The sequence below is a fragment of the Pseudomonas sp. GM24 genome (assembly GCF_000282235.1).
Classification (GTDB): Bacteria; Pseudomonadota; Gammaproteobacteria; order Pseudomonadales; family Pseudomonadaceae; genus Aquipseudomonas.
On record NZ_AKJR01000099.1, the window covers coordinates 18739 to 36483 of the forward strand.

18 protein-coding genes are annotated in these 17745 nt (G+C 59.4%); 16 read left to right on the top strand and 2 right to left on the bottom strand.

Annotation, left to right across the window (positions count from 1 at the left end; genetic code table 11):
* Positions 1–231 precede the first annotated feature (231 nt).
* On the bottom strand, positions 232–3453 hold the full coding sequence (gene rne, locus PMI23_RS13590; RefSeq protein WP_007908237.1) for a ribonuclease E: 3222 nt from the start codon (positions 3451–3453) through the stop codon (positions 232–234).
* A 699-nt stretch (positions 3454–4152) separates the two neighbouring features.
* On the opposite strand from rne, the gene rluC reads away from it, so the two are divergent.
* From rluC to sppA, 3 genes are read left to right on the top strand one after another with little or no spacing between them, the layout of a single operon-like run.
* Positions 4153–5112: a 23S rRNA pseudouridine(955/2504/2580) synthase RluC gene (gene rluC, locus PMI23_RS13595; RefSeq protein ID WP_034155359.1), complete on the top strand. Its 960-nt coding sequence runs from the start codon at positions 4153–4155 to the stop codon at positions 5110–5112.
* Entirely contained in the window at positions 5099–5761 is a 663-nt protein-coding gene (locus tag PMI23_RS13600) for an HAD-IA family hydrolase (protein ID WP_007908241.1), read from the top strand. The genes rluC and PMI23_RS13600 overlap by 14 nt, the downstream gene beginning before the upstream one ends.
* Before the next feature lie 24 nt (positions 5762–5785).
* Entirely contained in the window at positions 5786–6775 is a 990-nt protein-coding gene (gene sppA / locus PMI23_RS13605; RefSeq protein ID WP_007908243.1) for a signal peptide peptidase SppA, read from the top strand.
* Between the two features lie 48 nt (positions 6776–6823).
* Here the strand turns inward: sppA and PMI23_RS13610 are convergent, their stop codons facing one another.
* Entirely contained in the window at positions 6824–7402 is a 579-nt protein-coding gene (locus PMI23_RS13610; RefSeq protein ID WP_007908245.1) for a Maf family protein, read from the bottom strand.
* 105 nt (positions 7403–7507) lie between these two features.
* Here PMI23_RS13610 and PMI23_RS13615 point away from each other — a divergent pair, with 105 nt between their 5' ends.
* The 13 genes from PMI23_RS13615 (at position 7508) to PMI23_RS13675 (ending at position 17680) form a co-directional block, all read left to right on the top strand.
* Entirely contained in the window at positions 7508–8035 is a 528-nt protein-coding gene (locus PMI23_RS13615; protein WP_007908248.1) for a YceD family protein, read from the top strand.
* A 13-nt stretch (positions 8036–8048) separates the two neighbouring features.
* Positions 8049–8231, top strand: a complete 183-nt coding sequence (rpmF, locus tag PMI23_RS13620; RefSeq protein ID WP_003179396.1) for a 50S ribosomal protein L32 — start codon at positions 8049–8051, stop codon at positions 8229–8231.
* 4 nt (positions 8232–8235) lie between these two features.
* Entirely contained in the window at positions 8236–9246 is a 1011-nt protein-coding gene (plsX, locus tag PMI23_RS13625) for a phosphate acyltransferase PlsX (RefSeq protein ID WP_081498723.1), read from the top strand.
* Positions 9247–9369: 123 nt separating this feature from the next.
* On the top strand, positions 9370–10308 hold the full coding sequence (gene fabD, locus PMI23_RS13630) for an ACP S-malonyltransferase (RefSeq protein WP_007908252.1): 939 nt from the start codon (positions 9370–9372) through the stop codon (positions 10306–10308).
* Positions 10309–10324: 16 nt separating this feature from the next.
* Positions 10325–11068 carry a 3-oxoacyl-ACP reductase FabG gene (gene fabG / locus PMI23_RS13635; protein ID WP_007908254.1) on the top strand — a complete coding sequence of 248 codons (744 nt, stop codon included), beginning with the start codon at positions 10325–10327 and terminating at the stop codon, positions 11066–11068.
* A 196-nt stretch (positions 11069–11264) separates the two neighbouring features.
* Positions 11265–11501 (top strand): acyl carrier protein, encoded by a 237-nt coding sequence (gene acpP, locus PMI23_RS13640; protein WP_003175607.1) that lies wholly within the window; start codon positions 11265–11267, stop codon positions 11499–11501.
* A gap of 108 nt (positions 11502–11609) precedes the next feature.
* Positions 11610–12854 carry a beta-ketoacyl-ACP synthase II gene (fabF, locus tag PMI23_RS13645; protein WP_007908259.1) on the top strand — a complete coding sequence of 415 codons (1245 nt, stop codon included), beginning with the start codon at positions 11610–11612 and terminating at the stop codon, positions 12852–12854.
* The gene (gene pabC / locus PMI23_RS13650; RefSeq protein ID WP_007908266.1) at positions 12854–13669 is read left to right on the top strand and encodes an aminodeoxychorismate lyase; all 816 of its coding nucleotides are present in this window, start codon (positions 12854–12856) and stop codon (positions 13667–13669) included. Before fabF ends, pabC begins: the two co-directional genes overlap by 1 nt.
* Positions 13670–13671: 2 nt before the next feature.
* Positions 13672–14847 (top strand): endolytic transglycosylase MltG, encoded by a 1176-nt coding sequence (mltG, locus tag PMI23_RS13655; protein WP_042704950.1) that lies wholly within the window; start codon positions 13672–13674, stop codon positions 14845–14847.
* 19 nt (positions 14848–14866) lie between these two features.
* The gene (tmk, locus tag PMI23_RS13660; protein ID WP_007908268.1) at positions 14867–15499 is read left to right on the top strand and encodes a dTMP kinase; all 633 of its coding nucleotides are present in this window, start codon (positions 14867–14869) and stop codon (positions 15497–15499) included.
* On the top strand, positions 15492–16475 hold the full coding sequence (locus tag PMI23_RS13665) for a DNA polymerase III subunit delta' (protein WP_007908270.1): 984 nt from the start codon (positions 15492–15494) through the stop codon (positions 16473–16475). The genes tmk and PMI23_RS13665 overlap by 8 nt, the downstream gene beginning before the upstream one ends.
* A 42-nt stretch (positions 16476–16517) precedes the next feature.
* Positions 16518–16874: a PilZ domain-containing protein gene (locus tag PMI23_RS13670; RefSeq protein ID WP_007908272.1), complete on the top strand. Its 357-nt coding sequence runs from the start codon at positions 16518–16520 to the stop codon at positions 16872–16874.
* A 14-nt stretch (positions 16875–16888) separates the two neighbouring features.
* On the top strand, positions 16889–17680 hold the full coding sequence (locus tag PMI23_RS13675) for a TatD family hydrolase (protein ID WP_007908274.1): 792 nt from the start codon (positions 16889–16891) through the stop codon (positions 17678–17680).
* The last annotated feature ends 65 nt before the right edge of the window (positions 17681–17745 follow it).

Genomic DNA, 17745 nt, shown 5'->3' on the forward strand with positions numbered 1-17745 from the left:
GAGAGGGGACTGACCGACGTGTTCTTTCGAGGTGCACCGACCCAAACTTCGAGTCGAGCACCGGCCTTGAAGTACACGGAGATCGGCTCCCTTTCCCCCTCGCCCCCTGGGGGCGGTCCGACGTTCGGGAGGGCTGGGGTGAGGGGGAAATCTAGAATCCACCACAAAAAATCGATGCATAAAAAAGCCCCGCCTGAATAATCAGGCGGGGCTTTTTAACGGCTTTGGGAATTACACGAGAGGTTTAGGCTCGTGCTCTTTTTCCTCGGCCTCTTGGTGTTGCTCGACCGCGTCCTGAACGGAGCGTGGTGCTTCAGCGATCACCGCTTCAACTACCGCTTCTTCAGCGACCGGGGCAGGAGCTGCCTCGACCACGGCAGCGACTGGAGCAGCTGCGGCAGCCAGTTCGGCTTCCTTCTGCAGACGCTCTTCTTCACGCTTGCGACGACGCACTTCACGTGGATCGTTCGGCGCGCGGCCGCTTGGCGTCAGGGCGCTGACCGGAGCCGGTGCTTCAACCACCGGGGCTGGCGCTTCGGCAACCACTGGCGCTTCGACAACGGGCGCTGGTTCAGCAACGACCACTGGCTCGGCAACCTTGGTTTCTTCAACTACTGGCGCTTCGAACACTGGCGCTTCAACAACCGGTGCTTCAACCACAGGCGCAGGCGTTTCAGCGGTTGCTGGTTCGGCAACCCAGTTGAAAGCGGTCTGCTCTTCGCGAACTTCACGCACGGTTTCAGTCACGGTTTCAGCGACGGTTTCAACCACCGGCTCGGCAACCACGGCTGGAGCTGGCTCTACCTGAGGCAAGGTTTCCTGAACCGGTGCCACTTCGACTTCCGGAGCAGCAACCACTTCTACCGGAGTGGTCGCTTCAACTACCGGCGCTTCCACTGGAGCGGTTTCCTGAACAGCAGCGGTGGCGCGTTCGGCTTGCTCGTGAGCTTGTGCTTCAGCCGGGGCGCTGATCACGGTGCTGGCAACAGCGGCGGTCACCGCCAGGCCAGCAGCCAGATCGGCAGTGCCTGGGCCTTCGCCGTTTTCGCCGGCTTCGGATTCTTCCGAACCTTCGATCACGTTGCCGTTGGCATCACGCTGACGCTCACGACGGTTGCTGCGACGACGCTGACCGCGCGAACGACGACGTGGACGATCGCCTTCGGCGTTCTCCGAACCGTCTTCCGGCAGTTGCTCTTCGTTGCTGTTCACTTCTTCTTCAGCGACGGCAGCAGCGGCCTGTTCGGCGCGTGGCTGACGCTCTTCACGCGGCGGACGCGGTGCGCGCTCTTCACGTGGCTGACGGGCCGGGCGCTCTTCAGCGGTAACAACTGCGGTGTCTGCAGTCACTGGAGCGGCGTCCAGTGGCTCGCGCAGTTCACGTACACGCTCTTCGCGCTCGCCACGTGGCTTGCGGTCTTCGCGCGGTGCACGTGGCGCACGTTCTTCACGCGGAGCACGTGGTGCGCGCTCTTCGCGGGCAACTGGTGCTTCGGTGCGGGCTTCACGAGGCTCGCGGACTTCACGGGCTTCGCGTGGCGCACGCTCTTCGCGCGGTTCACGTGGGGCGCGTTCTTCACGCGGTGCACGTTCTTCACGCGGTTTGCGCTCTTCATCGCGGCGACCATTACGGTTGCGGCTCTGCTGACGACCGTTGCGACGTTCTTCGTTACGGGCCGGGCGCTCGGTGGCTGGTTTTTCAACCACAACCGGAGCGGCAGGCTCTTCTTTGGTGGCGAACAGGCTGACCAGCGATTTCACCAGGCCTTTGAACAGGCTTGGCTCTGGCGCGGCAACTGGCGCCGGTGCCGGAGCAACAGGCGCGGCGGCTTCGGTCGGAACCGGAGCGTTGGCGCGGGCCGGAGCAGTCTTGACCGCAGCTTCCTGGCGAACCAGGGTGCGGGTCGCAGCGGCTGGCTGAACTTCTTCGACTTCAGCAGCGGCAGCAGCGATTTCGTAGCTGGACTGGTTGGTCGCGGCTTCCGGGCTGTCGTCACGCAGACGCTGAACTTCGAAGTGCGGCGTTTCCAGGTGATCGTTCGGCAGGATGACGATACGAGCGCGGGTGCGCAGTTCGATCTTGGTGATCGAGTTGCGTTTTTCGTTGAGCAGGAACGCGGCGACGGGGATCGGCACCTGAGCGCGCACTTCGGCAGTGCGGTCTTTCAGAGCTTCTTCTTCGATCAGGCGCAGGATCGCCAGCGACAGCGATTCAACGTCACGGATGATGCCGGTGCCGTTGCAACGCGGGCAGACGATGCCGCTGCTTTCGCCCAGGGATGGACGCAGGCGCTGACGGGACATTTCCAGCAGGCCGAAGCGCGAGATGCGGCCGATCTGCACGCGAGCGCGGTCGGCTTCCAGGCATTCGCGGACTTTCTCTTCCACGGCGCGCTGGTTCTTGGCAGGGGTCATGTCGATGAAGTCGATGACGATCAGGCCGCCGATGTCACGCAGGCGCAACTGACGGGCGATTTCTTCGGCGGCTTCAAGGTTGGTCTGCAGAGCGGTTTCTTCGATGTCGCTGCCTTTGGTGGCGCGCGCCGAGTTGATGTCGATGGACACCAGAGCTTCGGTCGGATCGATAACGATGGAGCCGCCGGAAGGCAGTTCAACGACGCGCTGGAAAGCGGTCTCGATCTGGCTTTCGATCTGGAAACGGTTGAACAGCGGCACGCTGTCTTCGTACAGCTTGATCTTGCTGGCGTACTGCGGCATCACCTGGCGGATGAAGGTCAGGGCTTCGTCCTGGGCTTCAACGCTGTCGATCAGCACTTCGCCGATGTCCTGGCGCAGGTAATCGCGGATGGCGCGGATGATCACGTTGCTTTCCTGGTAGATCAGGAAAGGCGCGGAGCGATCCAGCGAGGCTTCTTTGATGGCGGTCCACAGTTGCAGCAGGTAATCGAGGTCCCACTGCATTTCTTCGCTGCTGCGGCCCAGGCCGGCAGTGCGCACGATCAGACCCATGTCGGCTGGCGCAACCAGACCGTTCAGCGCTTCACGCAGTTCGTTGCGCTCTTCGCCTTCGATGCGACGGGAGATGCCGCCGGCACGCGGGTTGTTCGGCATCAGCACGAGGTAACGACCGGCCAGGCTGATGAAGGTGGTCAGGGCTGCGCCCTTGTTGCCACGTTCTTCTTTTTCGACCTGAACGATGACTTCCTGGCCTTCGCTCAGGACGTCCTTGATGTTGACGCGGCCTTCAGGGGCTTTCTTGAAGTACTCGCGGGAGATTTCTTTGAGGGGCAGGAAGCCGTGGCGCTCGGAGCCGAAATCGACAAAGGCAGCCTCAAGGCTTGGTTCGATGCGAGTGATGCGGCCTTTATAGATGTTGGCCTTCTTCTGCTCGCGTGCACCGGATTCGATGTCCAGGTCGTAGAGGCGTTGGCCATCTACCAGTGCAACACGCAACTCTTCGGGTTGAGTTGCGTTAATCAGCATTCTTTTCATGTAGTACCGTCGGTTTCCGGGCTGCCGGAAACGGCGTTCGGCACACACGACTTCTCACGGTCGGTGTCAGGTGCGTCGGGAGTGGTTGGCCATTCCCGTGTCCAGCGATATGCGGCCAATTGGGCCGATATAGCGACGTACGCGTCCTGCTTGCTGTGGCTACTTAAGCACTCAGTCAGGAGGAGGAATCAACCAGCGGCTGTGGACGAGATGAAGCGTCTTGATAAAGCCTATTGCTACACAGTCCGGCGGTTGTGCATCTCCACCCTACACGTATCCCTGATAATTCGGGTGCTGCCGCGCGCAGAATCCGCAGCGGGTTGGCATTTACCGTGAGCTCCGATAGGGGAGGTCACGCATCATGGCTAATTCAGGCGTTGTTTCCGAAGCATTCGCTCGGGGTCATCTGCAGCTGACTGCACTTTGTGAACTGGCCTTGAATGTGTGCCTGCCAGGCGAGTAAAAACTCTGCTCGGCGGTGTAATTCAGGCCTCATGTCACCTGCGCTTGTTACAACTGCAAACTCCACCGTTACGTAGCGAAAGCCCCGTAGGACGGCCTCGCGTCCTGGTGAATTGCGTTGGTCAGGGCCGGTTTTTGACCGTGGTTCCTCTGTCCAGGCCGCTTTTGGCGGCGTTCGCGACTATAGCAGCAATGATTAAGTGCTTCAATTCCATAAAAATTGTTATCATCCGCGGCATGACAACTACTGCCCCTTCGACTCCAGGCGTTCAATTGCTTGAAGTCTCGCCGGAGTATGCCGGCCAACGAATCGACAACTTTCTCCTCGCCCGGCTCAAAGGCGTGCCCAAGACCTTGATTTACCGCATTTTGCGTAAAGGCGAAGTGCGCGTGAACAAAGGTCGGATCAAGCCCGAATACAAGCTGCAGGCCGGTGATATCGTGCGCGTGCCGCCCGTTCGCGTGCCTGAGCGTGACGAACCGGTGCCACTTGCACAGGGTTTGCTGCAGCGCCTGGAAGCCTCGATTGTCTTCGAAGACAAAGCCCTGATCGTGATCAACAAGCCCGCCGGCATTGCGGTTCACGGTGGCAGCGGCCTGAACTTCGGCGTGATCGAAGCCTTTCGTCAGTTGCGCCCCGATGCCAAGGAATTGGAACTGGTTCACCGTCTCGACCGTGACACCTCCGGCCTACTGATGATCGCGAAAAAGCGCAGCATGTTGCGTCACTTGCATGAGCAGTTGCGCGGCGATGGCGTCGACAAGCGGTATATGGCGCTGGTACGCGGCAACTGGGCGACTTCGATCAAGAAAGTCAGTGCGCCATTGCTCAAGAGCAATCTGCGTTCCGGCGAGCGCATGGTCGAAGTCAATGACGAGGGCAAAGAAGCCCTGACCATGTTCAAGGTGCTGCGCCGTTTCGGTGATTTCGCCACCATGGTCGAGGCTAAACCGGTTACCGGTCGTACTCACCAGATTCGCGTGCACACCTTGCATGCTGGCCATTGCATTGCTGGCGACAGCAAGTACGGCGATGAGGATTTCACCAAGGAAATCCGCGATCTGGGCGGCAAGCGCCTGTTCCTGCACGCCTACATGCTGACCGTGCCGCTGCCCGATGGCGGCAAGCTGACCTTGCAGGCGCCGGTCGATGAAATGTGGGCCAAGACCGTGGAGCGATTGAGTGCGCCCATCTGATTACAAACTGCTGATTTTCGATTGGGACGGCACGCTGGCCGACTCCATTCACCGGATTGTCGAGGCGATGCACTCGGCGTCCGGGCGCTCCGGTTTCGAGTTGCGCGATGACTTTGCCGTCAAAGGCATCATCGGTCTGGGTTTGCCCGAGGCGATTCGCACGCTGTATCCCGAGATCAGCGATGCCGAAATGACCTTGTTTCGCGAGTATTACGCCGATCACTACATCGCCGCGGAAGCCGTGCCTTCGCCGTTGTTCGAAGGCGTTGTCGAGTCGATGGCGTCCTTTCGCGAGCAGGGTTATCACCTGGCCGTCGCCACCGGCAAGAATCGTCGCGGGCTGGATCGGGTGCTCAAGGCCAATGGCTGGGAAGATTATTTCGATATCACCCGTGCTGCCGATGAAACTGCGAGCAAGCCGCATCCTCTGATGCTGGAGCAGATCCTTGCTCACTGCGGTGTGCGTGCGGAGCAGGCGCTGATGGTCGGCGATTCGTCCTTCGATCTGCTGATGGCGCGTAACGCAGGGATGGACTCGGTGGCGGTCAGTTATGGCGCGCAATCGATCGAATCGCTGCAGCAGTTCGAGCCGCGTCTGTCGATCGACCGTTTTTGTGAATTGCATGCCTGGCTGGAACAGCAGGCTTAATACGTTTTTGCTGGGGTGGATGGCATGACCGACGAATGGAAAGCACCGGCCAAGGCAAGTGCCGACGGCGGTGACGAGAAAAGCTGGAAGCTGTTGGAAAAGACCCTGCTGGCCGGTGTGCAGGAACAGCGTCGTTCGCGGCGTTGGGGGATTTTCTTCAAGCTGCTGACGTTTGTTTATCTGTTTGTGGCGCTGATTCTGTTCACGCCACTGATGGACATGGAAAAAAGCGCCACGCGCGGGTCGAACTACACCGCGCTGATCGACGTCACTGGCATGATTGCCGATAAAGAGCCGGCCAGCGCCGACAACATCGTCGGCAGTCTGCGGGCGGCGTTCGAGGACAAGAAGGTCAAGGGCGTGATCCTGCGGATCAACAGTCCTGGCGGCAGTCCGGTGCAGTCGGGTTATGTGTATGACGAGATCAAGCGTCTGCGCGGTCTGCACCCGGAGATCAAGGTGTATGCGGTGATTTCCGATCTGGGTGCGTCCGGTGCTTATTACATCGCCAGTGCGGCGGACCAGATCTACGCCGACAAGGCGAGTCTGGTTGGCTCCATTGGTGTGACGGCGGCGGGTTACGGCTTTGTCGGCACCATGGAGAAACTTGGCGTTGAGCGTCGCACGTACACCTCGGGCGAGCACAAGTCGTTCCTTGACCCGTTCCAGCCGCAGAAGCCTGAAGAAACGGCGTTCTGGCAAGGCGTGTTGGATACCACGCACAAGCAGTTCATCAACAGCGTCAAGCAGGGTCGTGGCGATCGTCTGAAAGACAAAGAACATCCGGAGCTGTTTTCCGGGTTGGTCTGGTCGGGCGAGCAGGCGCTGCCACTGGGTTTGATTGACGGTCTGGGCAATGCCAGTTCGGTGGCGCGGGATGTGATTGGTGAGAAGGAGTTGGTGGACTTCACTGTTCAGGAGTCGCCGTTCGATCGCTTCTCGAAGAAGCTCGGTGCCAGTGTGGCTGAGCAGTTGGCGATGTGGATGGGTTTCCACGGGCCTTCGTTGCGTTAACAAATCACTGCATGAAAAAACCGGCCTTGATGGCCGGTTTTTTGTGGGTCAGGGAATCTGCACGCCTTCATCCAAAAGCATGTCGATCAGGCGAATCAGCGGCAAGCCGATCAGGCTGGTGGCATCCGGGCCTGCTGTGGACTGGAACAGGCTCACGCCGAGGCCTTCAGCCTTGAAACTGCCCGCGCAGTCGTAGGGCTGCTCGATGCGCAGATAGCGCTCAACGCGCGCCTGATCGAGTTGGCGCATATGGACAGTGAATGGCACACAATCGACCTGGCACTCGCCCGTCTGGCTATTGAGCAAGGCCAGGCCGGTCAGAAATGTCACGCTGGCGCCGCTGGCGGCCATTAGTTGTTCGCGGGCTTTCTCGAACGTGTGCGGCTTGCCGATAATCTGCTCGCCAAGCACGGCAACCTGGTCTGAGCCAATAATCAGGTGAGCGGGGTGGCTGTCGGCCAGTGCCCGGGCTTTTTGTTCGGCGAGGCGCTTGACCAGTTCGATGGCTGACTCGCCCGGGCGATGGCTTTCATCGATATCCGGCGAGCTGCAGACGAACGGCAGGTGCAGGCGGGCGAGCAATTCACGACGATAAGTCGAGCTTGAAGCGAGTAATAAAGGCAGCATTCGCGTCTCCTGAGGCAGGTGCGAATTCTAGCGGAGGCACGCAAGTGACGGACAGGGCACAATTTCCTTTGACATGGGTGGGTGCATCCCTATAATGCTGCGCCTATGTTGAATGACCCGATTCCACCTCACGTTGACCCGCGCAAATTGGCTGATCGTGGCACCACCCTTCAAGGTGAAATGCTGCTGGCCGATTTGGAGAGACTCTGCGACCCGCTTTCCGACAATGTCGGTACGGTGCAGGCGAAATTCGTTTTTGAACGAGATGAACGTAAATCTGTGGTAATCCACAGCTTTATCGACACCGAGGTCAAAATGGTTTGCCAGCGTTGTCTTGAGCTGGTCACCCTGCCGATCCACAGCGAATGCAGTTATGCTGTGGTGAAAGAGGGTGCGAATACCCAGTCGTTGCCGAAAGGTTATGACGTGCTGGAACTGGGCGAAGATCCATTGGATCTGCAGTCACTGATCGAGGAGGAGCTTCTGCTCGCCTTGCCCATTGTGCCTGCTCATCATCCGGAAGAATGCCAGCAGCCGGCGGGTCTCGATGAGCCCGAACCGAGCGAGGACGAGTCAACGCGGTCCAACCCGTTCAGTGTATTGGCGCAGTTAAAGCGTGACCCAAACGTTTAGGAGTTAATCAATTATGGCTGTTCAGCAGAACAAAAAATCCCGCTCTGCCCGTGACATGCGCCGTTCGCACGACGCTCTCGAGGCTAGCACTCTGTCTGTAGAAAAAACCACTGGTGAAGTTCACCTGCGTCACCACGTATCGCCAGAAGGCGTATACCGTGGCCGTAAAGTGATCGACAAGGGCGCTGACGAGTAATCACTTGTCCGCTCAAGTCATCGCGATTGACGCAATGGGCGGGGACTTCGGTCCCCGCAGCATTGTTCAGGCCAGCCTTGCTTGCCTGTCTGCTACGCCCTCGCTGCACCTGACCCTCGTCGGTCAACCCTCCCTTCTTGAAGAATTGATCAACGGCCAATCGGCTGCCGATCGCGCGCGCCTGACGATTGTTGCGGCCAGCGAAGTCATCACCATGGACGAAAAACCGACCCAGGCCTTGCGCGGCAAGCCGGATTCGTCGATGCGTGTTGCTCTCGAACTGGTGCGTGACGGCAAGGCTCAAGCGTGTGTCAGTGCCGGTAATACCGGTGCGTTGATGGCGCTGTCGCGGTTCGTTCTGAAAACGTTACCGGGTATTGACCGTCCGGCCATGGTTGCCGCGATTCCGACGCAGAAGGGTTTTTGCCAGTTGCTCGATCTGGGCGCCAATGTCGATTGCAGTGCCGAGCATTTGCTGCAGTTTGCGGTGATGGGCTCGGTGGCGGCGCAGACGCTGGGCATCCATCGCCCGCGTGTCGCGCTGCTGAACATCGGCACCGAAGACATCAAGGGCAATCAGCAGGTCAAACTGGCTGCGACACTGCTGCAAGCTGCTCGCGGTATCAACTACATCGGTTTTATCGAAGGCGACGGGTTGTATCGCGGAGAGGCTGACGTGGTGGTTTGCGATGGTTTTGTCGGCAATATCCTGCTGAAGTCCAGCGAAGGCCTGGCGACGATGATTGCTGCACGTATTGAAGCGTTGTTCAAAAAGAATCTGGCTTCCCGTGCGGTAGGGGCTTTGGCGTTGCCACTGATGAAGCGCTTGCAGGCGGATCTGGCGCCGGCGCGACATAACGGCGCAAGCTTTCTCGGTTTGCAGGGTATCGTCGTGAAAAGTCACGGTTCGGCCGGGGTCCAGGGCTTTCAGAGCGCGATTCAGCGCGCGCTGATCGAGATTCAGGAGAATCTTCCCGAACGCCTCCACGGTCGTCTGGAGGATTTGTTGTCTTAGGCGTTTTCGTCGGACAATGCTTAAATGTGACCGCCCGGTTCAAAGGGCCATCCAACTGTCAGTTTCTTGCGTCCCCCAGCGGGGCGTCATTTTCCGACGACAAGATCATTAGGGGCTTGTTACATGTCTGCTTCCCTCGCATTCGTCTTTCCAGGACAGGGTTCGCAGTCCCTCGGCATGTTGGCCGAGCTGGGCGCGGAATATCCGTTGATCCTCGAAACGTTCAAAGAAGCTTCTGAGGCTCTGGGCTATGACCTGTGGGCACTGACCCAACAGGGCCCGGAAGAGCTGCTCAATCAAACCGATAAAACCCAACCGGCCATTCTGACCGCTTCGATCGCCCTGTGGCGTCTGTGGCTGTCTGAAGGCGGAGCGCGTCCGGCATTTGTTGCCGGTCACAGCCTGGGCGAATACAGCGCGCTGGTCGCTGCCGGCAGCCTGACACTGGCTGACGCGGTCAAGCTCGTTGAGCGTCGCGGTCAGTTGATGCAGGAAGCGGTTCCGGCCGGGCAGGGCGGCATGGCTGCCATTCTTGGTCTGGAAGATGCCGACGTGCTGGCAGCCTGCGCAGAAGCTGCGCAAGGCGACGTCGTCAGCGCCGTCAACTTCAATTCGCCAGGCCAGGTGGTAATCGCCGGGGCCAAGGCTGCTGTCGAGCGCGCCATCGAAGGCTGCAAGGCGCGTGGTGCCAAGCGCGCCATGCCGTTGCCAGTGAGCGTGCCTTCGCACTGTGAGCTGATGCGTCCGGCTGCCGAGCGCTTTGCTGAATCCATCGCCGCCATCGACTGGCAGGCGCCGCAGATCCCGGTCGTACAGAACGTCAGCGCGCAAGTGCCGGCCGATCTGGAAACCCTCAAGCGCGATCTGCTCGAACAACTCTATAAGCCAGTACGCTGGGTCGAGTCGGTACAGACTCTGGCCGCCAAGGGCGCGACCAATCTGGTCGAATGCGGCCCGGGCAAAGTGCTGGCCGGTCTGAACAAACGTTGCGCCGAAGGCGTCGCGACTTCCAACCTCAATACCCCAGACGCTTTCGCTGCCGCTCGTGCAGCGCAAGCCTGAATCAGGAGAAACTTGCATGAGTCTGCAAGGTAAAGTTGCACTGGTTACCGGTGCAAGCCGCGGCATTGGTCAGGCTATCGCGCTGGAACTGGGTCGTCAGGGCGCCATTGTCATTGGCACCGCGACCTCCGCTTCGGGCGCTGAGCGTATTGCTGCCACCCTGAAGGAAAACGGCATCCAGGGCACGGGCCTTGAGCTGAACGTCACCAGCGATGAATCGGTCAGCGCGGTGCTGGCAAGCATTCAGGAGCAGTTTGGTGCGCCAGTGGCGATCCTGGTCAATAATGCTGGCATCACCCGCGATAACCTGATGATGCGCATGAAAGACGACGAGTGGTACGACGTGATCGATACCAACCTGAACAGTCTGTTCCGCCTGTCCAAGGGCGTTCTGCGCGGAATGACCAAGGCGCGTTGGGGCCGAATTATCAGTATTGGCTCGGTAGTGGGTGCCATGGGCAACGCAGGCCAAGTAAACTATGCAGCCGCCAAGGCCGGTCTGGAAGGTTTCAGCCGTGCGATGGCGCGTGAAGTCGGTTCGCGTTCGATTACAGTCAACTCGGTAACCCCTGGGTTTATCGACACCGATATGACGCGCGAGCTGCCTGAAGCACAGCGTGAAGCCTTGCAGACGCAGATTCCGCTGGGTCGTCTGGGACAAGCTCAAGAGATCGCGTCTGTGGTCGCTTTTCTTGCATCCGACGGTGCGGCATACGTCACTGGGGCTACAATCCCGGTGAACGGTGGGATGTACATGTAAGTAAAATGTGACGGATTGCTTCAAAAAAATGTCATACGAGCTGTCTAAAATCCGTTATAAAGCTGCAATCTATTTATAGGCAGAGGGCCGCAGGGTTTGAGGAGTGAAGCTTTCAGTTGAAAAGCTGAAAAGTCTTTCTATACACTTACCCACTGGCCAGCTGCCTGAATTTGTCCATTAGGAGTGAAAACAAGGTATGAGCACCATCGAAGAGCGCGTCAAGAAAATCGTTGCCGAGCAACTGGGTGTTAAAGAAGAAGAAGTGGTCAACACTGCTTCCTTCGTTGAAGACCTGGGTGCCGACTCCCTTGACACCGTTGAGCTGGTGATGGCTCTGGAAGAGGAATTCGAGACCGAAATCCCTGACGAAGAAGCTGAAAAGATCACTACTGTACAAGCTGCAATCGACTACGTTACTAGCCACCAGGCGTAATAGTTTGTAATCGTTGTTTGCTGTCATGGAAAAACCGCACTGCCATCATGGCGTGCGGTTTTTTCTTTAGGCCTGATGCAAAATCGTCATTTGAAAAAGGAGAGTGCTGTGTCGCGTAGACGCGTCGTAGTCACCGGTATGGGTATGTTGTCGCCACTGGGCACGGATGTGCCGAGCAGTTGGCAGGGCATTCTGGCTGGCCGCAGTGGCATTGGTCTGATCGAACACACCGACCTTTCTGCCTATTCCACCCGCTTTGGCGGCTCGGTAAAGGGCTTCAATGTCGAGGAATACCTGTCGGTCAAGGAAGCGCGCAAGCTCGACCTGTTCATTCAGTACGGCCTCGCCGCAGGCTTTCAAGCCGTGCGCAACGCCGGTCTGGAAGTCACCGACGCCAACCGTGAACGCATTGGCGTGGCCATGGGTTCGGGTATCGGCGGTCTGACCAACATCGAAGAAACCAGCCGTACTCTGCATGAGACGGGTCCGCGTCGAATCTCGCCATTCTTCGTGCCAGGCTCGATCATCAATATGATTTCCGGTTTCCTGTCCATCCACCTGGGCGCACAGGGACCTAACTACGCCATCGCCACGGCGTGTACCACCGGTACGCACTGCATCGGCATGGCGGCGCGCAACATCATGTACGACGAAGCCGACGTGATGATCGCCGGCGGTGCCGAAATGGCTGCATGCGGTCTGGGCATGGGCGGCTTCGGCGCGTCCCGTGCACTGTCGACCCGCAACGACGAGCCAACCCGTGCCAGCCGTCCATGGGACAAGGGCCGTGATGGCTTCGTCCTTTCCGACGGTGCCGGTGCACTGGTTCTCGAAGAACTGGAGCACGCCAAGGCGCGTGGCGCGACCATCTACGCCGAGCTGATCGGCTTCGGCACCAGTGGCGATGCGTTCCACATGACTTCGCCACCCGCCGACGGTGCCGGTGCGGCACGCTGCATCACCAATGCGTTGCGCGATGCGAAGATCAACGTCGATCAAGTGCAGTACATCAACGCCCACGGCACTTCGACCCCGGCCGGCGACCTCGCCGAAGCCAACGCGATCAAGTCGGTGTTCGGTGACCACGCCTATAAGCTGGCAGTCAGCTCGACCAAATCGATGACCGGTCACCTGTTGGGTGCGGCGGGCGCAGTCGAGGCGATCTTCAGCGTGCTGGCGATCAACAGCCAGGTCGCACCGCCGACCATCAACCTCGATGAGCCGGACGAAGGCTGCGATCTCGATTTTGTGCCGCACACCGCGCGCAACATGGACATCGATGTCGTGCTGTCCAACTCCTTCGGTTTTGGCGGCACCAATGGCACCTTGGCATTCCGCCGGTTCGCAGGCTGATGGACAGTTGGGTCGACGGTCAACCGGCTGACGCTCTGTCGCTGAAAGATCGCGGCCTGGCTTACGGTGATGGTCTGTTCGAGACTATCGCTGTGCGTAGCGGCCAGCCGATCCTGCTGGATCGGCACCTGACGCGTCTGGCCGATGGCTGTTCGCGTCTGGCCATTGCGGCCGATATCGAGCTGATTCGCCATGAGCTGCTGAGTTATGCAGCAGCGATGGGCGAGGGTGTGCTCAAGCTCATCCTCAGCCGTGGCGACGGTTTGCGCGGTTATGCGCCCGACCCGGCGGCGCCGGGCCGACGCATTCTGCAAGGCAATCCTGCGGCGACTTACCCGGCTGTGCATGCTGAACAAGGCGTTCGCCTGTTTCCCTGCAACACGCGACTGTCCAAACAGCCGCTTCTCGCCGGACTCAAACATCTCAATCGATTGGAGCAGGTTCTCGCCCGTGCCGAATGGCAGGACAGCGAGCACGCCGAAGGCTTGATGCTGGATCAGGTCGGTCGAGTGATCGAGGGCGTGTTCAGCAATCTGTTTCTGGTAAGCGACGGTGTGCTGATAACGCCGGACCTCAAGCGTTGCGGTGTCGCCGGGGTGATGCGCGCCGAAATATTGTTTCAGGCCGAGTCATTGGCCATCCCCACGCAAATCGCCGATATCAGCCTCGAACAGCTGCAATGGGCTGATGAAGTGTTTGTCTGCAACAGTGTTTATGGTGTCTGGCCGGTACGCGCCTGTGCTGCACTGAGCTGGCCGGTTGGCCCGCTCACCCGTAAACTGCAAACCATTGCCCGCGCCCTATTGGATGCCTGATTTTGAGACGTAAACTTTTGCTGCTGCTGGAAACCGGACTGGTTCTGGCAGGGCTGTTGCTGGGCGCTAGCGCCTGGAAGATTCACTCCGCACTGGAGCAGCCGCTGAACATCACGCAGGAAGAGCTGCTGGATGTGCCGAAAGGCTCGACACCGACCCGTACTTTCCTTTCACTCGAAACCGATGGCGTCATCAAGGATGCGTTCTGGCTGCGGGTTTACTGGCGCTTCAATCTCGCGGGCACGCCGATTCACAGCGGTGAGTACCGTATGCAACCGGGCATGACCGTCAATGGTCTGATCGACTTGTGGAAGCGTGGTGAAGTGGTGCAGTACAGCCTGACGCTGGTCGAGGGCTGGAATTTCCATCAGGTGCGCGCGGCGTTGGCCAAGGATGACAAGGTCGAGCAGACCCTGGACGGTTTGAGCGACAGCGACGTCATGGCGAAGATTGGTCATAAAGGGTTGTTCCCGGAAGGCCGTTTCTTCCCTGATACCTACCGCTTTGTGCGCGGCATGTCCGATGCTGAGTTGTTGAAGAAAGCCTTTGATCGCCTTGATGAAGTGCTGGCGAAAGAATGGGAAAGTCGTTCTGCCGATGTGCCGTACACCGAACCTTATCAAGCGCTGATCATGGCGTCGCTGGTCGAGAAGGAAACCGGCGTGCCGCAGGAGCGTGGGCAGATTGCCGGTGTCTTTGTGCGTCGCCTGGCCTTGGGCATGCAACTGCAGACCGATCCGACCGTCATCTATGGTCTGGGCGATCGCTATACCGGCAAGTTGACCCGCGCGCATCTGAAAGAGCCGACGGCGTATAACACTTACGTGATCCCCGGCTTGCCGCCGACGCCGATCGCGATGGTTGGCCGCGAAGCGATTCACGCCGCATTGAACCCGGTAGACGGTACCAGCCTGTACTTTGTTGCGCGTGGTGACGGTAGTCATGTGTTCTCTGACGATCTCGATGCACATAACAATGCGGTGCGTGAGTACCAGCTCAAGCGCCGTGCCGATTACCGCTCCAGCCCTGCGCCGGCGCAAACGCCTGAAGCGGCTCCCGCTGCCGAGGATGCGATTCCTGCGGCATCTCCGGATGTAACACCGGAGTCGGTGCCACAGGTGGCACCACAGGAGCCAGCGCCGACTCCAGAAGCCGCCGCCCCACAAAACACGCAATGACTTTGATTAAGGACTGCCTGTGACTGGCTTGTTTATTACCCTGGAAGGCCCGGAAGGCGCCGGCAAAAGCACCAACCGCGAATACCTCGCCGAGCGCCTGCGCGCCGCCGGTATCGAAGTGGTGCTGACCCGTGAGCCCGGTGGCACGCCGCTGGCCGAGCGAATTCGCGAGGTGCTGCTGGCGCCGGCTGACGAAGTCATGAATCCGGATGCCGAACTGTTGCTGGTATTCGCTGCGCGTGCCCAGCATCTGGCCGAAGTAATTCGCCCGGCCATGGCCCGAGGCGCGGTGGTCCTGTGCGATCGCTTTACCGATTCCACTTACGCCTATCAGGGCGGCGGTCGCGGCTTGTCACTGGAGCGCATCGCCGCGCTGGAAACCTTTGTGCAAGGTGATCTGCGCCCGGACCTGACGCTGATTTTTGATCTGCCGGTGGAAATCGGTCTGGCCCGCGCCAGTGCCCGCGGTCGTCTGGATCGTTTTGAATTGGAAGGTCGGGCTTTTTTCGAGGCCGTGCGTAGCGCTTTCCTCAAACGTGCCGAAGCCGATCCTGCGCGCTATGTGCGCATCGATGCCGGTCAGCCATTGGCCAAGGTTCAACAATCGCTGGATACCCTGATTCCGAATCTGCTGGAGCTGGCCCGTGGCTGAGGCCTACCCGTGGCAGGACAGCCTCTGGCAGCAACTGGCCGGGCGTAAGCAGCACGCACACGCCTATCTGCTGCATGGCCCGGCCGGGATCGGCAAGCGCGCACTGGCCGAGCGTCTGATGGCGAGTCTGTTGTGCCAGCGTCCGACGCCGGAAGCCTGCGGCGAGTGCAAATCCTGCCTGCTGCTCAAGGCCGGTAGTCACCCGGATAATTACATCCTCGAACCGGAAGAAGCCGACAAGGCGATCAAGGTCGATCAGGTGCGTGATCTGGTCAGTTTCGTGGTGCAGACCGCGCAACTGGGCGGGCGCAAAGTGGTGCTGATCGAGCCAGTCGAGGCGATGAACATCAACGCCGCCAACGCCTTGCTGAAAAGTCTTGAAGAGCCGTCCGGCGATACCGTGTTGCTGTTGGTCAGCCATCAGACCAGCCGTTTGCTGCCGACGATCAAGAGCCGCTGCGTGCAACAGGCCTGTCCGCTGCCCGGCGAAGCGATGAGCCTGCAATGGCTGGCCCAGGCGTTGCCGGATTGCTCCGAAGACGAACGTGTCGAATTGCTGACGCTGGCGGCCGGCTCGCCGTTGATGGCGGTCAGTCTGCAGTCTCAGGGCGTGCGCGAGCAGCGTGCACAAGTGGTCGAAGGCGTGAAAAAACTGCTCAAGCAGCAGCAGTCGCCGACGCAACTGGCCGAAGAATGGAAAAGCATTCCGATGCTGCGTCTGTTCGACTGGTTCTGCGATTGGTCGAGTCTGATCCTGCGTTATCAACTGACTCAGGATGAAGCCGGCCTCGGCCTGACCGACATGCGCAAGGTCGTACAGTACCTGGCGCAGAAAAGTGCGCAAGGTAAAGTCCTCGAGATTCAGGACTGGATCCTCGCCCAGCGCCAGAAAGTCCTGAGCAAGGCCAACCTCAATCCGGCCTTGCTGCTGGAAGCGTTGTTGGTGCAATGGGCGGGATTGCCTGGTCAAAGATAAGAATGTGTACCTAGACTCTGAACATCAGCAGTGGAGGTCAACATGAATGAACCCGTCAGCCCGGGGCCGCGCAACGGCATTTTGTCCCTGACCATCAAGGACAAGTCAGTGCTCTACGCCGCCTACATGCCGTTCATCAAGAACGGTGGCCTGTTCATCCCGACCAACAAGAGTTACAGGTTGGGCGATGAGGTGTTCATGCTGCTCAACCTGATGGACGAGGCCGAGAAGATCCCGGTGGCCGGCAAGGTTGCGTGGATCACCCCGAAAGGGGCGCAAGGCAATCGCGCTGCCGGCGTCGGCGTACAGTTCAACGATGGCGACAATACCGCGCGCAGTCGCATCGAAACCCATTTGGCCGGAGCGCTTAAATCCGACCGTCCCACTCATACGATGTAAGTAGCCGTCTTTTTATGCTTGTAGATTCCCATTGTCACCTTGATCGCCTTGACCTCGCCGCCCATGACGGCTCGCTGGATGCCGCACTGGATGCGGCCCGTGGGCGCGGAGTAGGGCACTTCCTGTGTATCGGCGTGAGTGCGGACAACGCCGCTGACGTCAAAGCCCTGGCTGAGCGTTATGACGACGTTGATTGTTCGGTTGGCGTGCATCCGCTCGATGTGCAGCCGGGCGCTGCGCCTGCGCTGGATTGGCTGTTGCACGAGCTCAACCACCCGAAAGTGGTGGCGATCGGTGAAACCGGTCTGGATTATCACTACGAGCCGGAAGCCGCCGAGCTGCAGCAGGAATCATTCCGTCTGCACCTGCAAGCGGCGCAGCACACTGGCAAACCGGTGATCATCCACACCCGTGGCGCCCGTGCCGACACCCTTGAGTTGCTGCGCGAAGCGGCGTTGCCGCAGGCCGGTGTGCTGCATTGCTTCACCGAAGACTGGGACATGGCCAAGGCTGCACTGGACATGGGTTATTACATTTCCTTGTCGGGCATTGTCACATTCCGCAATGCCGATGCGTTGCGCGACGTCGCGAGCAAGGTCCCGGCCGATCGTTTGCTGGTGGAAACCGACTCGCCGTATCTGGCGCCGATACCTTATCGCGGCAAGCCCAATCTGCCGCAGTACGTGCGCGAAGTGGCGGAATTCCTGGCGATGCTGCGCGGGGAAAACTACGAGCGTTTTGCCGAGCAAACCACCGAGAACTTCAAGCGTCTGTTCCCGCTGGCCTCCGTTAAATCTGCCGTGTAGGAGCTGCCGAAGGCTGCGATCTTTTGATCTTGATTTTGACAGGCAAAGGCAAAAGATCGCAGCCT

Coding starts and splice junctions, on each gene's coding strand:
- pabC (WP_007908266.1), top strand. CDS start 12,854: ATGGACAGTTGGGTCGACGGTCAACCGGCTGACGCTCTGTCGCTGAAA.
- PMI23_RS13670 (WP_007908272.1), top strand. CDS start 16,518: ATGAATGAACCCGTCAGCCCGGGGCCGCGCAACGGCATTTTGTCCCTG.
- acpP (WP_003175607.1), top strand. CDS start 11,265: ATGAGCACCATCGAAGAGCGCGTCAAGAAAATCGTTGCCGAGCAACTG.
- fabD (WP_007908252.1), top strand. CDS start 9,370: ATGTCTGCTTCCCTCGCATTCGTCTTTCCAGGACAGGGTTCGCAGTCC.
- PMI23_RS13675 (WP_007908274.1), top strand. CDS start 16,889: ATGCTTGTAGATTCCCATTGTCACCTTGATCGCCTTGACCTCGCCGCC.
- rluC (WP_034155359.1), top strand. CDS start 4,153: ATGACAACTACTGCCCCTTCGACTCCAGGCGTTCAATTGCTTGAAGTC.
- fabG (WP_007908254.1), top strand. CDS start 10,325: ATGAGTCTGCAAGGTAAAGTTGCACTGGTTACCGGTGCAAGCCGCGGC.
- PMI23_RS13615 (WP_007908248.1), top strand. CDS start 7,508: ATGTTGAATGACCCGATTCCACCTCACGTTGACCCGCGCAAATTGGCT.
- rpmF (WP_003179396.1), top strand. CDS start 8,049: ATGGCTGTTCAGCAGAACAAAAAATCCCGCTCTGCCCGTGACATGCGC.
- rne (WP_007908237.1), bottom strand. CDS start 3,453: ATGAAAAGAATGCTGATTAACGCAACTCAACCCGAAGAGTTGCGTGTT.
- PMI23_RS13610 (WP_007908245.1), bottom strand. CDS start 7,402: ATGCTGCCTTTATTACTCGCTTCAAGCTCGACTTATCGTCGTGAATTG.
- sppA (WP_007908243.1), top strand. CDS start 5,786: ATGACCGACGAATGGAAAGCACCGGCCAAGGCAAGTGCCGACGGCGGT.